Here is a 25,870-nt window from a genome sequence, read left to right on the forward strand (position 1 = left end):
GTTACGCCCTCTTAAACCTATGCCCAACACTCACTGAGCTGACCTTCAGTCGCTGGGGCACCATATGATTTGATAAGACAGACGCTAAATAAGATTTCAATTTGCCTTTATCCAGATCGAAATCAGGCTTCGGTTGCACCGTCAGTTCGACATGCTGGCCAGTAATCGGATTAGGTTTTCCCTCAGCTTTCGCCAACTCAACGCCGTCGAACTGTAATGCGACTCGCTCAACGTCAGAAGCCATGAACTTAAGTCCACCTACGTTTATCACCTCGGATGTTCGTCCAGTGACTTTGTAGTAACCGCTCTTTTCTTCTACGATATCTTTCGTGTTGTACCAGCCTTCAGCATCAAAAGGACTTGGTGCGTTTAGATACCCAAGCATTCTTGTTGAGGAGCGTATCTCCAAGACGTCATCCTCCACACGCGTCTCAACGCCTTCTCCTCCCACTTTCATAAACAAGCTGTTTCTTGCCTCGCTTTTCACCCTGACGATCCCAAGTTCAGACATCCCAAAGGTTTGCCTAAAATCGACGTCTGGCAAAACATCGCATAGTGCATCAAGCGTTGGCTGATCCATACGCTCGGTACCGTAGGTAATGATTTTCAGTGAGGGTGGAACGTGATCGGGTATTAGCCCACTCATTAACATCATTCGAAGAAAAGTGGGTGTTGTGGGCAACACCTCAACATCATGACGCTCACACGTCACTAGCACCTCTTCAACACTACGGGATTTCGGAGCAATAACCGTTCCCTTATTAAACAGCGTATGCAGTAATGTATTGAGACCGCCAATATGATCAAACAGCAAAAAATTTATGGTACGTAACGTCTGACGAGGTGTTTCGAATCGTCTTAGAAAGAACGTCAAATCGTGTAGAATGGCTTTTGGGCGCCCAGTTGTTCCAGTTGAAAAAAGGACAAGACCAGCATGATTCTTTTCTCTCAGCTGCTCGATTAACTCGTGCTTATTCTCATTTTTTAAGCGTTTAACGCTATCACCCTCGACAACCACATCGACCAATGCTGACTCAAAAAAGTAGTCGTGCTGCGGTCGCGTATCGGTTGTCAGAGGCACTAAAATGACATTCTTATCAATCAGGTAAAGTAGTGTAGATATAGATTGAGGATCAAAATCACCAATAAGCGCAACCACTTCGCCAGACTTTATTTTGTCTAAATCCACCCTCGCTTGTGACGCAATATCAGAGAACCTCAACTCGCCCTCAGAATGGATAAGAAAGGGATAATCCGTATCAGTCCATCGTGCTTTCAGCTTCGCTATCAAATCCATTACACGCCTCCAACATTAAGTGTTTGCCCACTTAAGGATGACGCTTTTTCATCAATTAACAGTTCAACAAGGTCGCAAACATCATCTTTCTGAAATTGTCTTTGTATTACTTGTTGGGAGGTTATCTTCTCTATCTGAGTATCTGTAATGCCACGCAATAGATCGGTACGTATCGGACCTGGAGCAATGCAATTCACTCTAACGTTAAAATCAGCGACTTCACGGGCAAAGGTTCGAGAAAAAGCCTCAACGCCCGCCTTTGATGCTGCGTAAACGGACTCTCCCTTCAACGCTAACGCTACAGCAATCGTTGAGAAATTGATAAAAGACCCTTGCCTTTGTCGCAACAGAATCGGTGCAAAAAGCTGACAACAGTAAATAGTGCCCACAAGATTTGTTTGTATCAGTCGTTGAACTGTTGATTCATCGGTCGTGACAGCCATATTCATCGACGCCACCCCGGCAGCATTCACCATAGCAGTAACGGGTTCGCCGAACTTTTTAACCGTACGAGCAGCGTTTTTAACTGAAGCGTAATCACTGACGTCGCATTCAATCCCTTCAAAACTCAATCCATTGGTAGAACGAGCCAATCCAATCACTCGCTCACCACGCTCGATCAATCTAGTGCAAACAGCCTCACCGAGCCCCCGACTAGCCCCAGTTACCAAGATCACAGTTTACCCTCCGACTGATTTGCAAATTCTTCTGCAAGACTCTCAACCGTTCTGAACATACTGCGCGATTTAGACATTGCAGCCTCAGATGTCCAATCAAATTCAAATCCGAGTTCATCTGCAAAGTCTTCAAGAGCAAGACAGACTTCCACGAGTTTCATTGAATCAAGAAGGGATGCTCCACCGATCAACTGCATGCTGTCTGATACTTCCGACTTTCCCTCTAATGCAGTTGCAATAGCTTCCCTGACAATCTTTTTAGCTCCATCTATATTCATTTTCATCCCTGCCTTCTGCCAAAGCACCTTTCAGCATCTCAGTTGTGAAGCTAAACAGTTTCCACAGCACTTTCACGTTCTTCAATGCTACACGCTTATTAGCTTCAACCATCTATTGCTCAAGCGGCCCCATTTCGTCTTTTAATTCGTCCCTGCATCCATGCTAACGTCTCCTTACATATTCCCTCTACCTCAATACTTATACTAAACATCAGTCGATCAAAAACCCAGTACACTTAGATGACGCACCAGCTGACGGCGCTGACTCGCTGAATCCGCTTTGGCGGTATTTCCTTTCACTGGTGATCTCGGGGCAAGATCACTCCTGAGATTCTTAAACAGCACACTTCTACCAGAAGGAAGCTCTCGCCATATACCCCACAGAAAACTTCGCGACAGCGAAACACGTATATTTCACCGATTTTATGAATGGCACTGACACCGCAACCAATCATGCTTGCGGGTAGCAGAATGGTAAGTATGGCATTTAGAAATGAAAAGAAGATGAAGGTAGGAAGGTAACCGCTTGCGCCATGTCACCAACCCTTGCCAGCAAAGACAGGATTCAGAGTAACAGGCGCTCACGGTGTCAACGGAGACTATAACGGCGTATCACGTGTCCGTCAGTGCTCTTTCTTTTCCAGCTTGGAAATCAGGAAACAGGCAACAACCGCCGTGGCCGCAAAACCACCGAGAAAGATCAGGGGCATTGCAGAGTAGCCCAGAATATTCCAGATAATCGCTTCCAGTGTGCTCATGGGTAAACTCCTTAGTGTTATCCGGCTTACTGCCAGCCTTCAATGCCGCTCATATCCGGCAATTCATGGGCAATACCCTTGTGGCAGTCAATACAGGTTTTCTCACCTGACGCCAACGCAGAGCTGTGCATTTTCATGGAACGCTGCCCCTGCTCAGAGAAATCCATATACTCAAAGTTATGGCAGTTACGACACTCCTGGGAATCATTGCCTTTCATCCTGGCCCATTCTCGGGTTGCCATTTCCAGCCGGTGAGCCTCGAATTTCTCACGGGTGTCAATCTTGCCCGTCATCTTGCCCCAAAGTTCCTTGCTGGCCTGAATTTTCCGGACAATCTTGGGTCCCCACTCTTTGGGCACGTGACAGTCCGGACAGCTGGCGCGCACGCCGGAGCGATTGCTGTAATGGATGGTTTCCTTGTACTCCTCGTACACGTTGTTCTTCATCTCGTGACAACCGATGCAGAACTCCTCCTGGTTGGTCATCTCCAGACCGGTATTGAAACCACCCCAGAAAACAATGCCGGCGACAAAGCCAAAGGCCAGGATGGCCCAGAGAGCAATGGCGGCGGGCCGGGTCAGAATGCGCCAGTAGCGCGTTATCACTGCAGGTATTTTCATGTGTCAGCCTTCCGTCCGGATCTTATTCGTTGTTCAAGGTGTCAACAGACTTGAAGCGGTTCTTGATCAGGGGTTTGGCATCTGCCTGTGTCACATGGCACTGGGTACAGAAATACCGGAGCGGTGAAACATCCGCCAACTGTTTACTGTCACGGGTTTCAAAGTGGGTAATACTGATCTTGGTGGCCCCGGTCTGCTTGTAGTTCTTCCAGCTATGGCAGCTCAGGCATTTATTGCTGTTCTTGTCGATCCGGTAACCGCGGATCTGATGAGGAATAAGGGGAGGCTGCAGCACATAATCCCTCGCAATCGTCTCCTGGTCCCGGTGTATTTTTTTCATCGGTTCCGCCGGCGGCACCACATCCAGCTCAGGGGCACCACGCAGCGAGTGCACATCTTCAGCGTGGACCGTTCCTGTAACGCCCAGAATAGAGAGCAGGCCGGCAAGCAGCACGGCACGGAGTCCATTCTTTTTTTCATTCAATACGTTATGCATTAGTGCTTCTCCGCCTGTCGGGAAAATCGTGTTCTGAATTCAAAAACGTCCCTGGCACAGACGTCGATACAACGTCCGCACCGGGTGCAATCGGTTGCGATCAGCTCGGGGCCGATGCCTTTAGCCTCACCTTTCAGTGCCGGAGGCAAGATCTGTGCTTCCGGGCATACGGCATAACAGTCCATGCAATCATCACACTGCTGTCGCCGTGTCGCCGAAACACGCAGGGGACTTATGCGCCCCAGTTGGGCATAGAAAGCCCCCAAAGGACACAGGTGACCACACCAGCCATGCCGTGTGACCAGCAGATCCAGCAGAAAAACAGCCATCACCAGGAACCACCCCGTCCCCATGCCGAACAGCAGTCCACGGCTAAGCTGTGAAACAGGATTGATCCATTCCCAGGCGATCATCCCCGTCGCCACAGGCGTCAGCAATACTGTCCCCAGCAGCCAGAGACGCGCTTTGCGGGATAACTTGTGACTGGTTCGAATCCCCAGTTTCCGGCGCAGGCTGGCAGCAGCATCGGTGATCATATTGACCGGGCACACCCAGCTGCAAAAAACCCGCCCCCCTGCCAGGGTATAAAACCCGGCCACAATGGCGGCCCCTGCCAACGCTGTCCATTCCGGCAAATGCCCACTGAACAGGCTTTGCAGCACGGCCAGCGGATCCGCCAGAGGTACCGTGTCCAATACCATGCTGGCGCTCAGGTTTCCTTTCAGCCACCAGACACCGACCAGGGGTCCCAGAAGAAAGAGTCCCATGATCGTCAGCTGCGACAACCGGCGTAACAGCAACCACTGATGCGCTTTCAGCCAACCTTTTACGACAATGGCTTCCTTACCCGGCCAGGTATTCATAAGCCACCTCCCGGCAACCGATCCGGCAGGTCCAGCGCCTCAGGAATGAGCGATTCGCCGGCCTTATCCTTCTCCTCCCAACCCAGCCGATAGTGATTCCCTGCTTCACCCAGCGCCAGCTCCCGTGGCAGCACCTTGATAGCCGCAGTATCCAGCACACAGGCTTTTTCACACTGGCCACAACCGGTGCAAATGTCCGGGTTAACGACGGGTTCAAAGACCGCGTGCCGACCGGTTCGACTGTTACGTGAAACCACCAGCAAGATGGCTTCATCCAACAGCGGGCAGACACGGTAACAGACATCGCAACGAAGCCCCTGCAGGTTGAGACAGTTCTGGCGATCAATCAGGACAGCCAGTCCCATCCGTGCTTCATTGATATCGGTCAGCGCAGGATCCAGCGCCCCACTGGGACAGGCCGGTACACAGGGAATGTCATCACACATCAGGCAGGGGTTTTCCCGGGCCTCGAAGTAAGGCGTCCCCGTCACCGCGGGATCTGAAAAAGTCGCCAGCGTCAGGATGTCCCAGGGACACGCCTCAACGCACAACCCACAGCGCAGGCAAGCCCCCAGGAAGTCCGGCTCCGGCAAGGCGCCGGGTGGCCGCAAGGCCTGTGCGCCCTGACTGCGACCGGGGCTGACCAGCAACGTCAAACCCAGCCCCGCGATCCCAGCGGCGCAGGCAGCCTGCGCGGTTCCCGCCAGGAACCGGCGCCGACTCAACGTGCGTCGCTGGACATCCGCGTGATGACTGTCCGGGTCGCGGGGTGCGCCTGTCATGGTGTCAGGCCTTCATGACCTTGACCGCACACTTCTTATAATCCGTTTCCTTGGAAAGCGGATCCGTCGCATCCAGTGTCAGCTTGTTGACCAGCTGGGCTGCGTCGAAGAAGGGGATGAAGATCAACCCTTTCGGCGGACGATTTCGACCACGGGTTTCTACCCGGGAACGCATCTCACCCCGCCGTGACACCACCTTGACCTCCATGCCCCGGCGTAGTCCACGCTGCTGCGCGTCATCCGGGTGCATGAAGACAACGGCATCCGGGAAAGCACGGTACAGCTCAGGCACCCGTCGCGTCATGGTGCCTGAATGCCAGTGCTCCAGTACCCGCCCGGTCGACAGCCAGAGATCGTATTCATCATCCGGGATTTCTGCCGGCGGCTCATAAGGAAGAGCAAAGATCCAGGCCTTGCCATCGGGCTTACCATAGAAGCGCACCTCTTCCCCTTTTTTCACATAGGCGTCATAGCCTTCACGGAAGCGCCAGAGGGTTTCCTTGCCATCCACCACCGGCCAGCGCAGACCGCGGGCCTTGTGGTACATCTCAAACGGCGCCAGGTCATGTGCCTTGCCGCGACCAAAGATGGCATATTCTTCAAAAAGCCCTTTCTGGGCATAAAAGCCAAAGTGCTTCGCTTCATCGTTATCCCGTTCCGGATGGATCTCATCCAGCGGATACCGATTCACCTGGCCATTGGCATAAAGGATGTCAAACAGGGTTTTTCCGCGGTACTCCGGCTTTTTGGCCAGGAGTTCTTCCGGCCAGACCTCTTCCACCTTGAAGCGCTTGGAAAATTCCATCAGCTGCCAGAGATCGGATTTAGCCTCACCCGGTGCCTTCACCTGCTGATACCAGAACTGGGTCCGGCGCTCTGCATTACCATAGGCGCCCTCCTTTTCCACCCACATGGCGGTTGGAAGGATCAGATCCCCCGCCTGGGCCGTCACGGTTGGATAGGGGTCGGATACCACCACAAAGTTGTCCGGATTACGGTAACCGGGATACCCCTCTTCATTCATGTTGGGGGCCGTCTGCATGTTGTTGTTGCACATGACCCAGTAGGCATTGAGCTTGCCGTCTTTCAGCATTCGGTTCTGCAGAACGGCGTGATAACCAACCTTGGACGGAATCGTGCCTTCCGGCAGCTTCCAGATATGCTCCGCCTTATCCCGATGTTCCTTTTTCTTGACCACCATGTCGGCAGGCAGACGGTGGGCAAAGGTCCCAACCTCACGGGCGGTACCGCAAGCAGATGGCTGACCCGTGAGAGAGAACGGGCTGTTGCCGGGTTCGGAAATCTTTCCGGTCAACAAGTGGATGTTGTAGATGATGTTGTTCATCCAGACACCACGGGTGTGCTGGTTGACCCCCATGGTCCACAGGGACATCACCTTGCGGTTCGGATCGGCATAGAGCTCTGCCAATGCCAGCAGGTCTTTTTCAGACACACCGGAAAGCTCTGCCGTCTTCTCGACCGTGTATTCACTGACGAACTTGGCAAAGGCATTGAAGTCAATCGGCTTTGAGGCTCCCTTGCCAGCATTTTTCGCTTTCTGCTCCAGCGGATGCTCAGGGCGCAGGCCGTAGCCAATATCGGTCACACCTTCCCGGAAGTTAACGTGTTTACCGATAAAGTCCTTATTAACCTTGTTGTTCTGGATAATGTAATTACAAATAAAGTTACCGATGGCGAGATCCGCCTGCGGCTTGAAGATGATCGAATAATCCGCCAACTCACAGGAACGGTGCTTGAAGGTCGACATTACCGCGACCTTGACGTGTTCAGCACTCAACGCACGATCCGTCAGACGTGACCAGAGGATCGGATGCATTTCCGCCATGTTGGAGCCCCAGAGCACAAAGGCATCGGCATGCTCAAGGTCGTCATAGCAACCCATGGGTTCATCGATTCCAAACGTCCGCATGAAGCCGCCGACCGCCGAGGCCATGCAATGGCGGGCATTAGGGTCGATATTATTGGTACGGAACCCGGCTTTCATCAGCTTGGAGGCAGCATACCCCTCCCAGACTGTCCACTGCCCTGAGCCAAACATCCCGACAGCGTCTGGCCCCTTGGCCTTCAGCGTGGCCTTGAACTTCTCCGCCATAATGTCGAAGGCAGCATCCCAGGAGATCGGCGTAAATTCCCCTTCCTTGTCATACTTACCGTCCGTCATTCGCAGCAGCGGTGTGGTCAGGCGATCTGAGCCGTACATGATCTTGGGCAGGAAATAGCCCTTGATGCAGTTCAACCCTTTGTTGACTGGCGCATCCGGATCCCCCTGGGAAGCGACCATGCGGCCATTCTTAACGCCAACCAATACACTACAACCTGTGCCGCAGAAGCGGCAGGGTGCCTTATCCCAGCGGATATCCGTCTCACTGCTTCGGGTGATCAGGTTGGTTGCTCCCGCAGGCATGGCGACACCGGCTGCCGCCGCTGTCGCCGCCACGGCGCTGCTCTTGATAAAATCCCTTCGATTCTGCTTCATGGCTATGCCTGCTCCGTATGGGTATAAATCAGGGCGGTGGATACAACGCCAGCCGTTAACCGGACACGTTCAATACCCTCAATCATGGTGCGTTCACCGGGCTCTTCTTCCACCGTAACAATCAGCTTGCCGGACGCCTCAGCGATATGAACCTCGACGCCCTGCAACTGGCTCAACCGATCCATCACATCGCTGCGATTGTCCGGGCGGGTGTGTACCAGAAGGCCACTGATGCTGTAACCGGCAATGGCTTCGGAAACATCATGGTTTTTCATATCGATCTGTCCTTATTCATTACTCAGCTCCTGTCATCGGCCGGATCGCGATGGCATTGACCGGACAGGCGCCCTGACAGGCGCCACAACCGGTACAGGCTTGCTCATCAACCTGCGGACTGGAGATGCCACCAAGAACCGGGCGAAAGGCAATGGCTTCCGGTTCACACTGTTCACCGCAGGTTCGGCATACCGTCCGGTTATGGGCCAGACAACGCTGACTGATCTCTGGCGCCAGTTGCCAGGGCGCACTGTCCGCTGAACGCAGTAACGCGCCGGGCTCGCAGACATCCACGCATTCGGCGCAGAAGGTGCATTCACCCTGGTTAAAATCAATTTCGGGAAAACGGCCTGAACCAGGCTTGATAATCTGTTCCGGACAGGTACGGATGCAATCGCCGCAACGGGTGCAGAGGTCAAGAAAATTGTCTTCGGTAACTGCCCATGGTGGGCGTAAGGTTTCGTGCTCAGCACCAAACCGCCCCCTGAGAAGCCACCGTCGTTTAGAATTAATAATATCTGACCTCAATAGTATTTATTTTTATATGGGTATTAGATTGTTACGGCTAAACCTACGCAAACTTTTGACCTATATCAATAATCCTCCAGTTTTCGGCTATTTAACCCGCATTTTGTAAAGATTCCGTCTGATTCCTGACCTGTTCTGATGAGCAGGCTTCACCTTTTGATCTTCCTTGTTTGAATGTTCAAAAAACTAATGTGATTCAATGAAGGGTCAGGGCTTTCTTTGAATCAAATAAGTCCAGATTTCAACCCCGTAGCCCCATACAAAAAACCCCGCCTGAACAGGCGGGGTTTATCTATATGTTGACAGATTCAGAACCGAAAAAGCTTACACTGAGCTCTATTTATCGATTATTCCCACTCAATGGTTGCCGGTGGCTTGCTGGAGATATCGTAGGTTACCCGAGAGATACCGGGAATCTCATTGATGATCCGACCAGATACTCGCTCAAGGAAGTCATATGGCAGATGCGCCCAGCGCGCAGTCATGAAATCAATCGTTTCCACCGCCCGCAGTGCAACCACGTACTCATAGCGACGGGCATCGCCCACAACACCTACCGATTTAACTGGCAAGAAGACCGCAAAGGCCTGGCTCACCTTGTGATAGAGATCGGCTTTATGCAGCTCTTCAATGAAGATTGCATCTGCCTTACGCAACGTATCCGCATACTCTTTTTTCACTTCACCCAGGATGCGCACACCCAGACCCGGTCCCGGGAAAGGATGACGGTAAACCATGTCATAAGGCAGACCCAGCTCAAGACCAATCTTGCGGACTTCATCCTTGAACAACTCGCGAAGAGGTTCCACCAGCGACATTTTCATATCTTCCGGCAGGCCACCCACATTGTGGTGAGACTTGATCACATGCGCCTTGCCGGTCTTGCTGGCGGCTGACTCAATGACATCAGGATAGATCGTGCCCTGGGCAAGAAACTCAATGCCATCCAGACGGTTGGACTCTTCATCAAACACGTCGATGAAAGTATTACCGATAATCTTGCGCTTCTGCTCCGGATCGGCCTCGCCTTTCAAGTTGTTCAGGAAGCGATCACCGGCCTCTGCTCGAATGACACGCACACCCATGTTCTCAGCAAACATCGCCATGACCTGGTCGCCTTCATTCAAGCGCAGCAAGCCATTATCAACAAAAACACAAATCAGTTGCTCGCCAATCGCCTTATGCAGCAGTGCTGCCACGACACTGGAATCGACACCGCCGGACAGACCCAGCAACACACGCTTGTCTCCCACCTGTTCGCGGACTCGAGCAACAGCATCCTCAATGATACGCGCGGGTGTCCAGAGCTTTTCACAGCCGGCAATATCGATCACAAAGCGCTCAAGAATACGACCGCCCTGTTTGGTATGAGTGACTTCAGGGTGGAACTGAAGACCATAAAAGTGACGACTGTCATCTGCCATCGCGGCAATCGGACAGGACTCAGTGGACGCCATCAGAACAAAGCCTTCCGGCATAGCGGAAACCTTGTCGCCGTGACTCATCCAGACATCCAGACTCAGTGTGCCATCATCCGCCACATGGTCTTCAATACCGGTCAGAAGACCGCTGCCATGCTTGATATTGACGCCTGCGTAACCAAATTCACGCAGGTCAGAGCAAGACACCTTGCCACCGAGCTGCTCCGCCATGGTCTGCATGCCATAGCAGATACCCAGTACCGGCACACCCATTTCAAAGACAACGGACGGCGCCCGCGGGGTATCTTCTGCCGTTACACTTTCAGGTCCACCAGAAAGGATGATGGCCTTAGGCGCAAACTCGCGAATGGCCTGCGCATCCATATCAAAGGCATGAATTTCGGAATAAACGCCAATCTCACGAACGCGACGGGCAATCAGCTGGGTATACTGGGACCCAAAGTCCAGTATCAGGATTTTTTGTGAGTGAATATCAACGGACATGAGAACTCCTGTGCACACCTGCCGTATTCGTCATCAGCAAGTTCTTATTGTGATGACCTCATTACGCCGGAAAGGTTTCCCGACCAGTCACCACAAGGCTAAATAGGTATCACTGCTGGCATGGCAACCATCACCCTGCCAGCATCTATGACCAGACGCTGTGATCAGCGTACCCGGTAGTTAGGGGCTTCCTTGGTAATGGTCACATCGTGGACATGGGATTCGCTCATGCCAGCATTGGTGACCCGGACAAATTCAGGCTGTGTCCGCATGGTGTCGATATCGATGGAACCGGTATAGCCCATGGCCGCACGCAGGCCACCCACCAACTGGTGGACAATAGCGCTGAGTGTACCCTTGTAAGGAACACGGCCTTCGATACCTTCCGGCACCAGTTTTTCAACGCCGGCGTTAGCATCCTGGAAGTAACGGTCGCTGGAACCCTGCGCCTGGGCCATGGCCCCCATGGAGCCCATACCACGGTAGGACTTATAACTACGGCCCTGGTACAGAATGATTTCACCCGGCGCCTCATCGGTACCGGCCAGCATGCTGCCAACCATGATGACATGGGCGCCAGCGACAACGGCTTTGGCAACATCACCGGAATAGCGGATACCACCATCGGCAATAACCGGTACATCGGTATCTTTCAACGCTTCAACCACATTGGCCACTGCAGAAATCTGCGGCACGCCAATACCGGTTACGATACGGGTGGTGCAGATTGAACCCGGGCCGATGCCCACTTTCACACCATCGGCACCCGCTTCAGCCAGCGCTTTGGCAGCTTCAGCAGTGGCAATATTGCCACCAATCACCTGCAGGCTCGGGTAGGTTTCCTTCACCCAACGCACCCGGTCAATCACACCCCGTGAGTGGCCGTGTGCTGTATCAACAACGATGACATCGACACCCGCCGCAACCAGCGCTGCGACACGGTCAGGGGTTTCCGGGCCAGTGCCAACGGCTGCACCGACACGCAGCTGACCGTGCTCATCCTTGCAGGCATTGGGGTAATCCTGAGCCTTGCGGATATCCTTGACGGTCATCATGCCCACCAGCTTGCCCTGCTCGCTCACTACCAGCACCTTTTCAATACGGTGCTTTTGCAGCAACTTACGGGCTTCTTCCTGGCTGGTGCCTTCAACGACAGTCACTAGACGCTCACGGGGCGTCATGATATCGGCCACGTTCTTGGTCAGATCTTCTTCAAAACGAACATCACGGCTGGTCACGATACCCACCAGGTCACCGTTGTCCATAACCGGCACGCCGGAGATGTCATACTGGCGGTAAAGTTCCAGCAAATCACGAACGGTGGCACGGGTATCGATGGTGATGGGATCCTTTACCACACCACTTTCATGCTTTTTGACCTTGCGAACTTCAGCTGCCTGTTGCTCTATGGTCATGTTTTTGTGGATAATACCCAGTCCGCCTTCCTGTGCCATGGCAATGGCCAGGCGCGCCTCGGTGACCGTATCCATCGCTGAGGAGATCAACGGGATATTAAGTTCGATACCCTTGGTGATCCGCGTCTTAAGAGACACGTCTCTGGGCAGAACTTCGGAATAGCCGGGAACGAGAAGAACATCATCAAAAGTGAGAGCTTCCTGAGCAATACGCAACATGTTTGCCTTCCGAATCAAGATATAGCCGGATGAAAAGGGGGTCAGGCGGTTCCCTTCCGGAGTAGAACCGCATCTGCCAGAAAGGTAAATTCCATCAATTATAACTGCGCCCCATAGCGCCAACAATTCTTATATTTTTCAAAAAAATAAAGGATAATAGGAGGGTTTGTGTGCCCAGATTATGCGGGCAGCCTGTTGACTTGCCGGAAGGACCTGCCCATGGATCGTTTCCCCCCTCCCGCTTCCGCCGCTTCCGGCACCAGCCAGCGCAACGTCATCAGCGTTTCTGAACTCAACCGTCAGGCCAAACGACTGCTGGAAATCAGCTTTCCTTCCATCTGGATTGAAGGCGAAATCTCTAATTTTGTACGCCCCGCATCCGGCCACTGGTATTTCACACTGAAAGATCCTTCAGCCCAGGTGCGGGCAGCCATGTTTCGCAACAGCAACCAACGGATTCGCTTTCTACCCAGGGAAGGCCTGCAGGTGCTGGTGCGTGCACGGGTCAGCCTGTATGAGGGGCGCGGGGATTACCAGCTGATCGTCGATCATATGGAAGAGGCCGGGGAAGGCGCGCTGCGTCGCGCCTTTGAAGAACTGAAAAACAAACTGGCGCAGGAAGGGCTGTTCGATGACAGCCGGAAACAACCACTTCCCAGTATGCCCAAACATGTCGGCGTTATCACTTCGCCGACTGGCGCCGCCATTCGTGACATCCTGACAATTCTCAAGCGCCGCTTTCCCGCTACACGCATCACTATCATCCCTACTGCCGTTCAGGGCAACGAAGCTGCAGGGCAAATCGTACGCGCACTTCAGCTGGCCGAAAACGTCGCAGGTATTGATTCGCTGATTGTCGGACGGGGCGGCGGTTCCCTGGAGGATCTCTGGCCCTTTAACGAGGAGGTGGTTGCCAGGGCCATTGCGGCCTGCCCAATCCCTGTTGTCAGCGCCGTTGGCCATGAGATTGATTTCACCATCGCAGACTTTGTGGCAGACCACCGCGCACCCACCCCTTCAGCAGCCGCTGAAATCCTGAGCCAGAACCAGGAAGACTGGCGACAAACATTGCGCATTTACCAGAGAAAACTGACCTCACTCATCGGCACCCGCCTCCATCTGCAGCAGCAAGCTCTGAATGCCCTGAAAAACCGTCTGCGCCACCCTGGCCAGAAACTTCAGGAACACAGTCAGCGACTGGATGATCTGTCAATTCGCCTGCAACACGCCATGCGGCATCAACTGCTAACGCGACATAATGCTCTTATCTCCGCAGACAAGCACCTGCGGCAGGCTTCGCCACTGCACTTCGTGCAACAGCTTAAACTCCAAAACCGTCATTTCGATCTGCGCCTGAATGCCAGCATGCAAAGCCTGCTGTCCCGACTAAAACAAGATATGGCACACTTGACAGGCCAACTGGAAACCCTCAGCCCATTAGCCACTCTATCTCGCGGATATGCCATGGCCCAGACGCCTGACGGAAAGATTATCCGAAAAAGCCAAACCGTTGCCGAAGGTGACAATATCAAGGTAAGTCTTTCCGAAGGACATCTGGTTTGCTCAGTCACTGAAACCCACTAAATACGCTTCATATAAAAAAGGAGGGTTTCCCCTCCTTTTTTATTTAGCGTTTCTTTTTCTTCTTTTTCTCGATTTTCTTGATGTGCTGCACCAGACGCTGCTTCTTCTTGATCTGGCGTTCATTCAGCTTGTTCTTACGACCGGCAAACGGATTCTCGCTGGTCTTGAACTCAATACGTACTGGAGTACCCATGATATTGAGGACACGACGGTAGGTGTTTTCGAGGTAACGCCTATAGGACAAGGGAACATCACCTGTCTGGTTACCATGAATGACCAATGTCGGCGGATTGGTCCCGCCAAGGTGGCAATACCGCAGCTTGATCCGGTGTCCACGCACCAGTGGTGGCTGATGGCTGGCCACCGCATCTTCCAGAGTACGGGTCAGCTGGTTGGTTGACCAACGCGAGGTTGCCGCCTCATACGCTTCTTCAACAGATTCATACAAATGCCCAACACCAGTACCATGCTTGGCAGAGATAAAATGTATTCGGGCAAAGTTGATGAATGACAGACGACGCTCCAGCTCGGTCTTCACCTGCTGACGCTCATCCTGTGTCATACCATCCCATTTATTCAGGGCAATCACCAGTGCGCGACCACTATCCAGCACGAAGCCCAGCAGGTGCAGATCCTGATCCACGATCCCTTCCCGGGCATCCAGCACCAGAATCACAACATTGGCGTCTTCCATCGCCTGTAGCGTCTTGATGACAGAGAATTTCTCAACACCTTCAGACACCCTGCCTCGGCGTCGAACACCGGCGGTATCAATCAGGGTATAACGCTTTTCAAAACGTTCGTAAGGAATATAAACACTGTCACGGGTCGTACCGGCCTGATCATAAACAACCACCCGGTCTTCACCTAACATCCGGTTGACCAGTGTGGACTTACCCACATTGGGACGGCCCACCACAGCCATCTTGATGCCTTTTTCGGAATCAACGTCTTCTTCAACAACCTTGGAATCCGGAAACTCATGCAGAGCCTCTTCGATGAGCGTACGAACACCACGCCCATGAGCAGCGGCAATCGGGCGCGGATCACCCAGGCCCAGGCCATAGAATTCGCTGGCCGCAGAATCCGGGTCAACCGTATCCACCTTGTTCATCACGAGCCAGGCTGACTTACCCTGACGGCGCAGGTGATCAGCAATCATCTCATCGGCTGAAGTCAAACCGGCACGAGCATCAACAATAAAGAAGACCGCATCCGCTTCATCAATCGCCGCGAGCGACTGACTGGCCATAGCCGCGTCAATGCCTTCCTCGTCACCGCTGATACCGCCGGTATCAATCACGATATACGCTCTGTCGCCCTGGCGCCCTTCACCGTATTTCCGGTCCCGGGTCAATCCTTCATAGTCAGCCACAATCGCATCGCGAGAACGCGTCAGCCGGTTAAATAGCGTGGATTTCCCCACATTGGGTCGCCCGACAAGGGCAATCACAGGAAGCATAAGTCTGTTCCGAATACTACAAATACTGAAATAGCAAACGGCTGCCCTCGGGCAGCCGTACATTAACGATCAATCGCGGCATGTTCTGACTATGGCATCGGGTGAGATATCAGCGGATTTGCAAGGCTGACAACTCTCCACCATTTCCGTAGACATAAATCATGTCCCCGGCTACCACGGGCTTGGCCCGGATACCGGATGAATCAATTTTCTTGCGACCCAGCAGCTGGCCATCCAACTGGGATACCACGTGCAGGTAACCCTCGTAATCACCCACCAGAACGTAACTGCTCCATGTGGCAGGACCACTCAGCTGGCGACGCTCAAGGTCTTTCTGACTCCAGATAACACTACCGGTCCGCTGATCAACCGCTGACAGGATGCTCTTGTCATCAGACAGGTACAGGTTGCCAAACCCTTCAGCCAAACCCTGGAAACTGGAGGCTTCTCGCGCCCAACGGATGCGTCCGCTATCTGGATCCAGCGCAACCACATTGCCCTGATAACTGACCATGTAGAGTGCGCCACCGGTCATCACCGGAGTACCATCCACATCAACCATTCGCTCAAGTTCAGAGCTGCCCTGGGGCACCGCCACACGGCCTTCCCAGACCAGCGAACCGTTGCCCGCCCGGTAAGCCCGCGCCTCGCCATTGGCAAAGCCGGCGAAAACGGTACCATCAACCACCAAAGGCGAGCTGCTGCCACGCAGAGTCAACAACGGCTGCAGTGTATCTTGCTGCCACAGCTTGCTGCCATCTTCAGCCGAAAAGCCCGTCAGCTTGTCATCAATGGTCTGTACGACGACAATCCGTCCATCTGTTGCAGGTGCACCCAGCACTTCACTGGTGACCGGCGCCCGCCAGATCTCTGAACCATCATCCTGCTTCAGGGCAATAACATGCCCATCCAGCGTTCCCACCAGAACCAGCCCGTCCGCAGCGGTCACTCCGCCACCCACCGAGGTTTCCAGCGCCTGCCGCCACAAAACCTTGCCATTGTCGCTTCGCAAGGCCATGACCAGACCTTCGGCATCCGCCACATAGAGCGTATCGCCATCAACCGCTGGCTCCAGTTTCAGCCAGGCTTTACCCTGACCATCACCAATGCTGCGACTCCAGACCTCATCCACTTTCACTTCGGCCTTGATATCCGGCAATGGATTCGGCGCCAGCGTCTCCTCATCCTTGGAAAACATGCTACAGGCAGACAGCCCTATGGTAGCCCCAACGAGCAACAGTGCCTTTAGATTGGCGACAGGATTGCGTTTCACTTGCTTATTTCCTTCCGCTCGGCAAGATCATCCAGTTTCATTTGTGCAAGAGGGCGCTGTGTGCCCGCGACACCAGCAGCATCAACCGCCGACTGATAAGCCTCTCTTGCCTCATCTTTACGCCCCAGAGCCAACAGCACATCGCCCCGAACTTCACCGTAGGTCGCTTTGAATGCGCCGGGCTGCGTAATCTGATCCAGCAGTTCCAAGGCTTCAGTCTGCTTCTCTTGACCACCTTGGGCAAGCAGTACCTGCGCCATACGCAGCCGCGCAACAATCTCAATCTCACGCCCGGGCTTTTGCAGTAGCAACCACTCCAGTTCGTTGGCGGCCGAGTCCAGATCGCCATCAACCACCGCGTTGCGCGCTTTAAACAGTGCCGTAAACTGAGCATAGACGGAACTTTCGAAGTCTGTCTGCAGGGTCTTGCTCAGATGCTCGAAAGTGGCTTTCTGCTCATCCGTCAACGGCTGCCCCTGTCCGGCCACAACAATATCCAGCAATTCCTGATAAAGCGCTGATGCTGTCTGCGCCTGTTCTTTCTGATGATTCTGCCATGCCCTGTAGCCATACACAGAACCCAGAGACACTACCAGACCCAGCAATATGGCAGAACCATAGTTCTTCCAGAACGCCTTGATAGCGTCCAGCTGTTCCTCTTCTGTCCTTAAACTATCCACACTCTACTCCCGGTATTCGCAACCCTACACAGCCAGCAGCGCGAGAACATCTTCCGGAGTACAGGCTTCCTGCGCCTTTTCCTCGCGGAGGTACTTCACCGTGACCAGCCCTTTTTCTGCTTCATCTTCGCCTACGATCAACGCCAGCGCTGCACCGGATTTGTCAGCCCGCTTCATCTGGCTCTTCAGACTGCCGCCACCACAACTCATTAACACCCGGGGCCGGGACTGGCTGGCACGCAGCTGCTCAGCCACCGTCATGGCATAGGGCAGCACATTGCCCAGGGGAATGATAATCGCGTCGACAGGAGCGTGCACAGTGTCAGGCACCAGATTCAGGGTTTCCAGCAACAGAACCAAGCGCTCAATACCCATGGCAAAACCACAGGCAGGAACGGTTTTACCTCCCAGCTGCTCGACCAAGCCGTCATAACGGCCACCACCACAGACGGTGCCCTGGGAGCCCAATGCATCGGTCACCCATTCAAAGACCGTCTTGTTGTAGTAGTCCAGCCCACGAACCAGCTTCTGGTTAACCACATACTCGATGCCAGCACGGTCAAGGATAGCCCGCAACTGTTCAAACTGAACACGGGACTCCTCATCCAGATAATCATGCAGCAGCGGCGCACCTTCCAGAACACGACGGGTACTTTCATCCTTGGAATCCAGTACACGCAGCGGGTTCGTTGTCATACGACGTTTGCTGTCCTCATCCAACACCTCTTCGTGGGCTTTCAGATAATCAACTAACCCATCACGATAGCGCGCACGCGCCTCAGCACTACCCAGCGTATTCAGTTCCAGGCTTACCTTGTCAGCCAGCCCCAGGTCACGCCAGAGCGCAGCGGTCATGAGAATCAGCTCGGCATCAATGTCCGGCCCTGCCATGCCATAGGTTTCCACACTGACCTGATGGAACTGACGGTAACGGCCTTTCTGGGGCTTTTCATAGCGAAACATGGGCCCCATGGTCCACAGGCGCTGAATCTGGTTATAAAACAGACCGTGCTGGATACCGGCACGTACGCAGCCCGCCGTGGCTTCAGGCCGCAGGGTCAGGCTTTCATCATTGCGATCAGAAAAGGTATACATTTCCTTTTCGACCACATCGGTATGCTCACCGATACCCCGGGCAAACAGGCTGGTGAATTCGACCACAGGAACCCGCAGTTCCTGGTAGCCATAACGTCCGAGCAAACCGCGAACCGTATCCTCCAGATAGCGCCATACCGGCGTCTGTTCCGGAAGAATATCATTCATGCCGCGAATGGCCTGCAGCTGTTTAGCCAATGTGACTGTCCTTCTTTACTGCTTCGATCAAACAAACAACCTCTGAAGCCAGGCTGATCAGCCCAGCTTCAACCGTCCCACCTTCTTTCCAGAGACGGGCTTATCCAGTGTGACCGGTTTACCGTTGAAATATACACTCTGAACGGCGGATACATCGCCGAAAAGAATACTGACAGGCCCTTTTTCGGCCCTCATATCCAGCTCCGAGTCCGCCCGTTTCAGGTCAGCAAAGAGCACTTTATTGTCCGCCCCCTTGACCTGAACCCAGCAGTCGGCACGAAACCGAATGACCAGACGATGATCATCAGAAGCGACGACCTCTTCATCAGCCACTTTTTTTGCCTGCTCTGGTGCTGAAGCTATCAGGACCGATGGTTCAGGTTGAGCAACCTCAACCACGTCATCATCCGACGCAGTCTCTACCACTGCAGGCTCAGCCTCTAACATCGCAGGCGCAGAATCCTGCCCTGAAGTTTCACCGACAGCGGGTGAATCTTCACTGGGAAACAACTCTTGCTCAGGCGTCGGCACAGGCGCTGATTCTGACTCAGCCACAGGTATTTGTATGTCACCCGCCTGATTGCCTTGCCACCAGTAAATACCACCAGCAACTACACCCAGCAAAACCAACGAAAGCGCCGTAAACATGATTCGTCCACGGCGGTTGTGTCGGTGAGACACCGCATCATACGCTGACTTTTTACCGATCTCACCGCGAGACACGCCATCCATTGAGAACCGGGCGAGCACATCCTCTTCATCCAGCCCCAGCAGTCTGGCGTACCCTTTCAGATAGCCTTTGATAAACGTCTCACCGGGCAGCACCTCATAGTGCCCGGATTCCAGCGCACGAACAAAATCCACAGAAATCTTTAACGCTTCAGCAGCTTCACGGACATCAAGCCCTTTCCCTTCACGGGACTGCCTCAGCAAATCCCCCAGGCTCTCACGGACATCTTCCGTTTCGATGACAGGAGAGTCAGAAGGTTCCCGGTTATTATTATCGCTGTTAGTCATTATAACGACGCCTGTATTCTCGGTACTCATCTGAGCCGGGATAAAGCTTGCTCAAGGTCGACGCATACTGAACGGCAAGCGGCATTTGATCAACTGCACGCGCTACCCTTATCCCCAGCCAGAGACTGTCAGGGGTCTGCTGCCCGAAAGCATCAAACTGCTGGTAATGTTTGAACGCCTCGGGGTAATAACCCTCTGAGAAATAAATTCTGGCCAACTCCAGGCTTGAACCTGACAGGTTAGGCTGTAGCCGCAGCGCCCGACTGAAGCGCTCCTTGGCCTCGGCTTTCTCGCCCTGCTTCAGGGCCACAAAACCAAGATTCTCAAAGGCCCGACTGCGGTTATCATAGTAGATATCCCGGGTCACCTCTTCAAACGCTTCCTCTGCCTCATCATAACGACCTGTCTCAAACAGCAGAGTACCGTAATTGTTACGGATACCGGAGTCTTCGCTGTTCAAATCGAGCGATTTTTCAAAGTTTCTCTCAGCCAACGCATATTCGCCCTGCTTCTGATAGACCACACCTAATACACCATAGGCGCGGGATGAACGGCTGTTGCGCTCAAGAATCTTTTCCAGGCGGGAAATCGCCTTCTGGGGATAACCATGGGTGAGAAAACCGTAGGCAATCTCAAGGTTCTTCTGCTCATAATTGTCGTCATCCGACGATGTATCAGACGAAGTGGTCACACACCCGGCCAATGGCAGGAGCACCACAACACAGACACATAACCGGAGAAGTACCTTACTCAGATTGTCCTTTCGGTCTCTCATGCATATCCCGTCAGGAAGCCATGCCCATCACCTTGACCGGCTCAGCTCCACTGTTTTGCTGTTGTTGATCCCGATACCGGGCGCTGCGACGGGTACGATCCTGGACCTGGCCCACTAACTGCCCGCAGGCCGCGTCGATATCGTCACCGCGCGTCTTGCGAACTGTGGTATTGAAGCCTTTTTCCAGCAACATCACCTGGAAACGCCGTATCGCATTATTACTTGGACGTTCGTAACCCGAACCGGGGAATGGATTAAAGGGTATCAGGTTAATTTTGCAGGGTACATCCCTGAGCAGGGCGATCATCTGCTCAGCATGTTCCGGCTGATCATTGATGCCTTTGAGCAGGGTATATTCAATAGTGACGACCCGGTTTTTATCAGACAACGTGGACATATAGTCGTGAATCGCCGCCAGCAGTTCTTTCAGGGGATACTTCTTGTTGATGGGTACCAGCTCATTACGCAAGGCATCATTCGGCGCATGCAGTGATACCGCCAGGGAGACATCCGTCAAACCAACCATGCGATGCATGGCCGGCACCACACCGGAAGTACTGAGGGTCACCCGACGCTTGGACAAACCATATCCCAGGTCATCCATCATCAGATTCATGGAATCCATGACATTATCGAAGTTGAGCAGGGGCTCGCCCATGCCCATCATCACCACATTGGTAATGGCGCGATCACTCCTGGCCGGCACATTGTTAAAGGACTTCGCCGCCAGCCACACCTGGCCGATAATTTCAGCCACGGTCAGGTCAGAGTTAAAGCCTTGTTTACCGGTAGAGCAGAAACTGCAATCCAGCGCACAGCCCGCCTGGGAAGAGACACAGAGCGTGCCTCGCTTGCCGTCCGGAATATACACGGTCTCGACACAACTGCCGCTGGCCACACGCACGACCCACTTGCGCGTACCATCCGCAGAAAAGTCGCAGGACACCACTTCCGGACCACGAATCTCAGCACAGACCTTGAGACGTTCTCTCAAGGCCTTGCTGACATTGCTCATCTCGTCGAAGTTATCGACCCCGAAATGATGGATCCACTTCATCACCTGCTGGGCGCGGAATTTTTTCTCACCAATACTGATGAAAAATTCCTCCAGTTTGGACTGGGTCAGACCCAACAGGTTAGTTTTTACAGTTTCAGCCGTCATTCAACAGGCGCTCCGGGGACAACAACAATCAAACCACTCAACGTGTGCGTGGGCAGATCTCTTCACCAGGGAAGAAATAGCTGACTTCTCGCTCCGCTGACACAGGAGAATCCGACCCATGGACGGCATTCTCATCAATCGTACTGGCGAAATCGGCACGGATAGTGCCGGGCGCCGCTTCTTTCGGGTTGGTCGCACCCATCAGTTCACGATGGGCCAAAACCGCATTTTCGCCTTCCAGGACAGACACCACGACCGGACCAGAGGTCATGAACGCAACCAGATCACCAAAGAAAGGGCGCTCCTTATGCTCGGCATAGAAGCCTTCCGCCTGCGTGCGACTCAGGTGCACCATCTTGGCACCGATGATCTTAAGCCCAGCCTTCTCAAAACGGCTGTAGATTTCGCCGATGACATTCTTGGCAACGGCGTCCGGCTTGATAATGGACAGTGTACGTTCAATAGCCATGGTAGGTTCTCCCGATTGACTTCCCGATGACAAAAAGCCAGACATCAGCCCGGCTTTTGGGTGTTATTCTTGTCAGCTGACAGCGCGGAAAATCCGCCACTATCCGCCACTTGGTCGCGCGATTCTAACCGAAGCATCCGGTATTTGCGAGCAAGCACACCCCAGCTCCGCCAACGGGAAGCCCTTCAGGAAGTTACTCCCAGGGGAAAAAGACCCAGGTATCCTGACTCACATCGGAGAGATAGGTATCAGCCAGATCCTTGCCGGCAGGCTTGGCATAGATAGCCGCCACATGGGCCTTAGGCAGCAGTTCGCGGACCATCCGGATGGTTTTACCGGTATCCACCAGGTCATCGATGACCAGCCAGCCTTCACCCTCATTCTCCAGCTCAACACCCTTGAGCAGGTTCAGCTCCCCCTGGGCCTTGCCGTCATAGCTGACAATGCAGACTGTCTCGACATGGACGATATCCAGCTCACGGGACAACACCGCCGCCGGCGCCAGACCACCACGGGTAATCGCCAGCAATCCTTTCCAGGGCTGCGCCTTCAGCTTTTCAGCCAGGGCTTTCGTATCAGCATGAAAGTCCGACCAGCTGATGTGCATTTCCTGATGATAACCGTGTTCACTCATTGCGGTAGACCCTTGTAACCACCAAAACCACAACAGCCGGACCGAGAACCAAGCACGCCCGAATGCCCGTGGCGAAAAAAACGGCGATTCTAGGGATTCAGGAGGAAGGAGTCCATGAGGAATGTCCGTCAGTTCAAATACTGATCCAAACAATAAAGAGGGGTAAACCTGACAACATAGAAGAGAAATATCAATAGCCAGACCCAACCTGAGCCTTACCAGCCTCAGGAAAACAACTAACAAAGAAAGTTATGCTGACAGCAAAAATTTTTCGCTGTCATTAAACAAGATACTCAAAAGATAATACTGAAAATATTGTCAACACTCTTCACGTATCACGATGACTGCACTACTGGCACTGCTATTTGTCTACTGGGTCGCCTACGAACTGACTCGCACCCCCTAACAGGCACATTCAGTCCAACACTTGCTTAATGTCTTCCTCGCTAAATACATCAGCGAGTACTCCTGACGACAAACTGCCCACTGAGCCAGCCCCTTCTTCTGACTCAGTCTCAGAACCAGAATGGGTTTGGATCATTAACTCACTACAATCAGGCTCCGGAAACACAACCTCAGGACAAACAAGCCCACATAATGCAGTAACATTAGTAACCTGTGACTGGTTACGGCGTAACGCATTAGCAACCTCAGTGAGCGTTGATTTATAGCTCTCAGCAGAATTTGCTACAGACTCTAACGTACAAACTAACTGCCCTGAAAAAGCCTCATGCTCTTCTCGTGAAACTTCATCCTTCTTCTTAATTGATCCAAATAGCTTTAAAGCACTAGTGGCTCCCGCCCAGAGCCCGCCTAGAGGCAAAATCTTTCTACAGTGCTCTAACGTTTCCACTCCGCCTTTAAGCTCAACCAATCCCTGGGACAAAGGCACACTCTGCATATCCCAAGCTTTATGCTTGATATCATCATGCAGATTTTCTCCATATTCACTACCTTGCCAACCTTTGCGAAGTAATGTATCTACAGACTGGACAATCGAATGCAAACTGGATAATCGATCATTAACCTTTTTATGCAAGCCACTAACCTCTGCTACAGAAGCAGCACTCTCCTTATCCAAAGCAATACCGATATCATATAGTGCTGCCCGTGCCGTTAGCGAAACCTTATTTTGCCTCTCATGTAATAAATGAATAATTGAAGGGCGTGCAGAAGGAAAAATCGCTAAAAGCAAAGATCTCAGACATTGTCTAACCACCTTATTCTTATCCTTATTATGAAATATCCCCTGAACATGAAAAGCGCTCTTAATCGATCGATCATATTTCTTGCTATTACGAACACCTATCAAGGCAGAACCTTCGCTCACAGGCACCAGATATCCGGAGCACTCTCCCTTAGCGGCACCTTCAACAAAATCAATCAACTTCCTATAGCAGTCAGGCGCCGTTCCAGAATCAGGAAATGAAATCATCAAAACACCTCAGAAATAAACAACAACAATTGATACCAGCTAAATCTCCGTCGTTTCAACAGTCTCATGCTGATTATCACTACTGCCCGATGATCCATCTTCCACTTCAACAACAACTTTATATGCGTGAAAATTCTTCTCAAACCCCTCAACAGTGTCACATAGAGAATGCATATCCCTCCTCAGCCCCTCCAACTTCGAGAATTCATCAACCATACCAGCCAATTTCATGCACAACTTATTATCTTTAACACCTCCCCGGGTACTTTCACAACTCCCTCTCACCTTACTAATCATTGCACTCAATTTATCATGCCCAGACAAAAGCTCCATCCGTTCTTTCAACATCTTTTCAAAACCTGCAAAAATTTCCCTATCTCGCTCGGGACATTTCTTTGCAAACCCCCCATCTCGAAGCTCCGTATAATATTTAGCAACGCGCTCTATCCTAGGAGAAATACGCTGCTCATAAAACTTCTCAATATCCATCAATTTAAACCCCATATCACCCGAACCCAAATAGCCTTGCATCCTATCAAAGGGGGCATCAACATAAGCAACTGCCATGCAGGCAGTAATATCGTATTTATTTTCGTCTTCATGTAAGAGATTGTTAATCGATGCTCTTGAAGCAGTTCCTTCAGGGAAAAACTTAACCAACAATTCCTTCAAATGTTTTCTAACGACTTCATTTTTTTTGTTATCCTTCTCAGATTCAGAAGACATACTTGCCGACGCATCACCCACTCCTGATTTTGAACGCGATAAACCCCGCCCCACTTTTTTTTTGGAAACTGCCCACACCTTATAAGTCCCGCCCGGCTCTTTATCCCCCAACAGGATCCGGCTACCTGGACTTGTCTCACAAGCTTCTACAGCAACCTGCCTGAAATCTTGCAACTCTTTAATATAACCTGAAATTTCGGCCTTTTTTGCACCATCCATACAACTCACCTATGACAACCTAAAACAAAGCACCATCTTTTTACATAACTTCAAAACTTACTAATAACAAGAATCAAAGCACCTAGAAAATTTATAAATCAATTACTGATGGACTGCTATCACTTCTAGCCTCCCGACCACTCCACGAACTATCACTCTCAAGCGATTCTTCCTTATGCATATCCCTATGTAATTTTTCAATTCTTTCAGAGAGCTCCGAAATCTGCTCAGCAACCTTATCGACCTCACCCTCAAATTCGGAAATACTCTCCCGCAATTCAAACGGCAACAAAAAATGATCACCTTTCAATATACGTTTCACCGTTTTCCCAAAAAATCTAGCATCAAATTTTTTAACAAATTCCTGCATACCTAAATATTTTCCTGATTACCACCTAACATAAGCCATTCTCCCGTCTAAACTTACGACACTGGTTTTCCTTGGGTTAGGAGACGTGTCATGGCCAGGAACAAAATCCAGTTTCAGAAAGGCATGAGCCTTGTGGAATT

26 protein-coding genes are annotated in these 25,870 nt (G+C 52.3%); 1 reads left to right on the forward strand and 25 read right to left on the reverse strand.

Going from position 1 to position 25,870, the window contains the following annotated elements; translation table 11 throughout:
* Position 1 precedes the first annotated feature (1 nt).
* The 13 genes from KHS78_RS02295 to guaB form a co-directional block, all read right to left on the reverse strand.
* Positions 2-1,297 (reverse strand): ANL family adenylate-forming protein, encoded by a 1,296-nt coding sequence (locus KHS78_RS02295; RefSeq protein ID WP_211824720.1) that lies wholly within the window; start codon positions 1,295-1,297, stop codon positions 2-4.
* Positions 1,297-1,974 carry an SDR family NAD(P)-dependent oxidoreductase gene (locus tag KHS78_RS02300; protein WP_343216857.1) on the reverse strand — a complete coding sequence of 226 codons (678 nt, stop codon included), beginning with the start codon at positions 1,972-1,974 and terminating at the stop codon, positions 1,297-1,299. The genes KHS78_RS02295 and KHS78_RS02300 overlap by 1 nt, the downstream gene beginning before the upstream one ends.
* Positions 1,971-2,258, reverse strand: a complete 288-nt coding sequence (locus KHS78_RS02305; RefSeq protein ID WP_211824724.1) for a hypothetical protein — start codon at positions 2,256-2,258, stop codon at positions 1,971-1,973. The genes KHS78_RS02300 and KHS78_RS02305 overlap by 4 nt, the downstream gene beginning before the upstream one ends.
* A 617-nt stretch (positions 2,259-2,875) precedes the next feature.
* Positions 2,876-3,010: a TIGR02808 family protein gene (locus tag KHS78_RS02310; RefSeq protein ID WP_211824726.1), complete on the reverse strand. Its 135-nt coding sequence runs from the start codon at positions 3,008-3,010 to the stop codon at positions 2,876-2,878.
* Positions 3,011-3,036: 26 nt separating this feature from the next.
* Positions 3,037-3,630, reverse strand: a complete 594-nt coding sequence (locus KHS78_RS02315; RefSeq protein WP_211824728.1) for a NapC/NirT family cytochrome c — start codon at positions 3,628-3,630, stop codon at positions 3,037-3,039.
* 22 nt (positions 3,631-3,652) lie between these two features.
* Positions 3,653-4,126, reverse strand: a complete 474-nt coding sequence (locus KHS78_RS02320; RefSeq protein ID WP_211824729.1) for a nitrate reductase cytochrome c-type subunit — start codon at positions 4,124-4,126, stop codon at positions 3,653-3,655.
* The gene (napH, locus tag KHS78_RS02325; protein WP_211824730.1) at positions 4,126-4,989 is read right to left on the reverse strand and encodes a quinol dehydrogenase ferredoxin subunit NapH; all 864 of its coding nucleotides are present in this window, start codon (positions 4,987-4,989) and stop codon (positions 4,126-4,128) included. Before napH ends, KHS78_RS02320 begins: the two co-directional genes overlap by 1 nt.
* The gene (gene napG / locus KHS78_RS02330; RefSeq protein ID WP_211824732.1) at positions 4,986-5,771 is read right to left on the reverse strand and encodes a ferredoxin-type protein NapG; all 786 of its coding nucleotides are present in this window, start codon (positions 5,769-5,771) and stop codon (positions 4,986-4,988) included. The genes napH and napG overlap by 4 nt, the downstream gene beginning before the upstream one ends.
* Positions 5,772-5,775: 4 nt before the next feature.
* Entirely contained in the window at positions 5,776-8,268 is a 2,493-nt protein-coding gene (gene napA / locus KHS78_RS02335; RefSeq protein WP_211824733.1) for a nitrate reductase catalytic subunit NapA, read from the reverse strand.
* Positions 8,269-8,270: 2 nt separating this feature from the next.
* Complete coding sequence (locus tag KHS78_RS02340; protein ID WP_211824734.1) at positions 8,271-8,543, reverse strand: chaperone NapD; 273 nt, start codon at positions 8,541-8,543, stop codon at positions 8,271-8,273.
* 19 nt (positions 8,544-8,562) lie between these two features.
* Positions 8,563-9,072 carry a ferredoxin-type protein NapF gene (napF, locus tag KHS78_RS02345; RefSeq protein WP_211824735.1) on the reverse strand — a complete coding sequence of 170 codons (510 nt, stop codon included), beginning with the start codon at positions 9,070-9,072 and terminating at the stop codon, positions 8,563-8,565.
* Positions 9,073-9,419: 347 nt separating this feature from the next.
* Positions 9,420-10,997: a glutamine-hydrolyzing GMP synthase gene (guaA, locus tag KHS78_RS02350; RefSeq protein ID WP_211824736.1), complete on the reverse strand. Its 1,578-nt coding sequence runs from the start codon at positions 10,995-10,997 to the stop codon at positions 9,420-9,422.
* Positions 10,998-11,161: 164 nt separating this feature from the next.
* Positions 11,162-12,631, reverse strand: a complete 1,470-nt coding sequence (guaB, locus tag KHS78_RS02355; RefSeq protein WP_211824737.1) for an IMP dehydrogenase — start codon at positions 12,629-12,631, stop codon at positions 11,162-11,164.
* Between the two features lie 219 nt (positions 12,632-12,850).
* Here guaB and xseA point away from each other — a divergent pair, with 219 nt between their 5' ends.
* Positions 12,851-14,215 carry an exodeoxyribonuclease VII large subunit gene (gene xseA, locus KHS78_RS02360; RefSeq protein WP_211824738.1) on the forward strand — a complete coding sequence of 455 codons (1,365 nt, stop codon included), beginning with the start codon at positions 12,851-12,853 and terminating at the stop codon, positions 14,213-14,215.
* Between the two features lie 43 nt (positions 14,216-14,258).
* On the opposite strand, the gene der is transcribed toward xseA, so the two are convergent.
* The 12 genes from der to KHS78_RS02420 all read right to left on the reverse strand — a co-directional run bounded on the left by der (position 14,259) and on the right by KHS78_RS02420 (position 25,730).
* Positions 14,259-15,677, reverse strand: coding sequence for a ribosome biogenesis GTPase Der (gene der, locus KHS78_RS02365; RefSeq protein WP_211824740.1), 1,419 nt, complete (start codon positions 15,675-15,677; stop codon positions 14,259-14,261).
* A gap of 109 nt (positions 15,678-15,786) precedes the next feature.
* Complete coding sequence (bamB, locus tag KHS78_RS02370; RefSeq protein ID WP_211824743.1) at positions 15,787-16,950, reverse strand: outer membrane protein assembly factor BamB; 1,164 nt, start codon at positions 16,948-16,950, stop codon at positions 15,787-15,789.
* Entirely contained in the window at positions 16,947-17,630 is a 684-nt protein-coding gene (locus KHS78_RS02375) for a YfgM family protein (RefSeq protein WP_211824745.1), read from the reverse strand. Before KHS78_RS02375 ends, bamB begins: the two co-directional genes overlap by 4 nt.
* A 24-nt stretch (positions 17,631-17,654) precedes the next feature.
* The gene (gene hisS, locus KHS78_RS02380) at positions 17,655-18,923 is read right to left on the reverse strand and encodes a histidine--tRNA ligase (RefSeq protein WP_211824746.1); all 1,269 of its coding nucleotides are present in this window, start codon (positions 18,921-18,923) and stop codon (positions 17,655-17,657) included.
* Between the two features lie 57 nt (positions 18,924-18,980).
* A complete protein-coding gene (locus KHS78_RS02385) occupies positions 18,981-19,940 on the reverse strand; it encodes a RodZ domain-containing protein (RefSeq protein WP_211824747.1) in 960 nt (319 codons plus the stop codon).
* Entirely contained in the window at positions 19,933-20,715 is a 783-nt protein-coding gene (gene pilW, locus KHS78_RS02390; RefSeq protein WP_211824748.1) for a type IV pilus biogenesis/stability protein PilW, read from the reverse strand. Before pilW ends, KHS78_RS02385 begins: the two co-directional genes overlap by 8 nt.
* Before the next feature lie 10 nt (positions 20,716-20,725).
* On the reverse strand, positions 20,726-21,877 hold the full coding sequence (rlmN, locus tag KHS78_RS02395) for a dual-specificity RNA methyltransferase RlmN (protein WP_211824749.1): 1,152 nt from the start codon (positions 21,875-21,877) through the stop codon (positions 20,726-20,728).
* Between the two features lie 37 nt (positions 21,878-21,914).
* Complete coding sequence (gene ndk / locus KHS78_RS02400; protein ID WP_211824750.1) at positions 21,915-22,346, reverse strand: nucleoside-diphosphate kinase; 432 nt, start codon at positions 22,344-22,346, stop codon at positions 21,915-21,917.
* A gap of 193 nt (positions 22,347-22,539) precedes the next feature.
* The gene (gene gpt / locus KHS78_RS02405) at positions 22,540-22,980 is read right to left on the reverse strand and encodes a xanthine phosphoribosyltransferase (protein ID WP_211824751.1); all 441 of its coding nucleotides are present in this window, start codon (positions 22,978-22,980) and stop codon (positions 22,540-22,542) included.
* Positions 22,981-23,395: 415 nt separating this feature from the next.
* Complete coding sequence (locus KHS78_RS02410) at positions 23,396-24,415, reverse strand: hypothetical protein (RefSeq protein WP_211824753.1); 1,020 nt, start codon at positions 24,413-24,415, stop codon at positions 23,396-23,398.
* Between the two features lie 39 nt (positions 24,416-24,454).
* The gene (locus KHS78_RS02415; RefSeq protein ID WP_211824755.1) at positions 24,455-25,360 is read right to left on the reverse strand and encodes a hypothetical protein; all 906 of its coding nucleotides are present in this window, start codon (positions 25,358-25,360) and stop codon (positions 24,455-24,457) included.
* Between the two features lie 91 nt (positions 25,361-25,451).
* The gene (locus tag KHS78_RS02420) at positions 25,452-25,730 is read right to left on the reverse strand and encodes a hypothetical protein (RefSeq protein ID WP_211824757.1); all 279 of its coding nucleotides are present in this window, start codon (positions 25,728-25,730) and stop codon (positions 25,452-25,454) included.
* Between the last annotated feature and the right edge of the window lie 140 nt (positions 25,731-25,870).

The organism is Kistimonas asteriae (assembly GCF_018263925.1).
GTDB classification, from domain to species: domain Bacteria; phylum Pseudomonadota; class Gammaproteobacteria; order Pseudomonadales; family Endozoicomonadaceae; genus Kistimonas; species Kistimonas asteriae.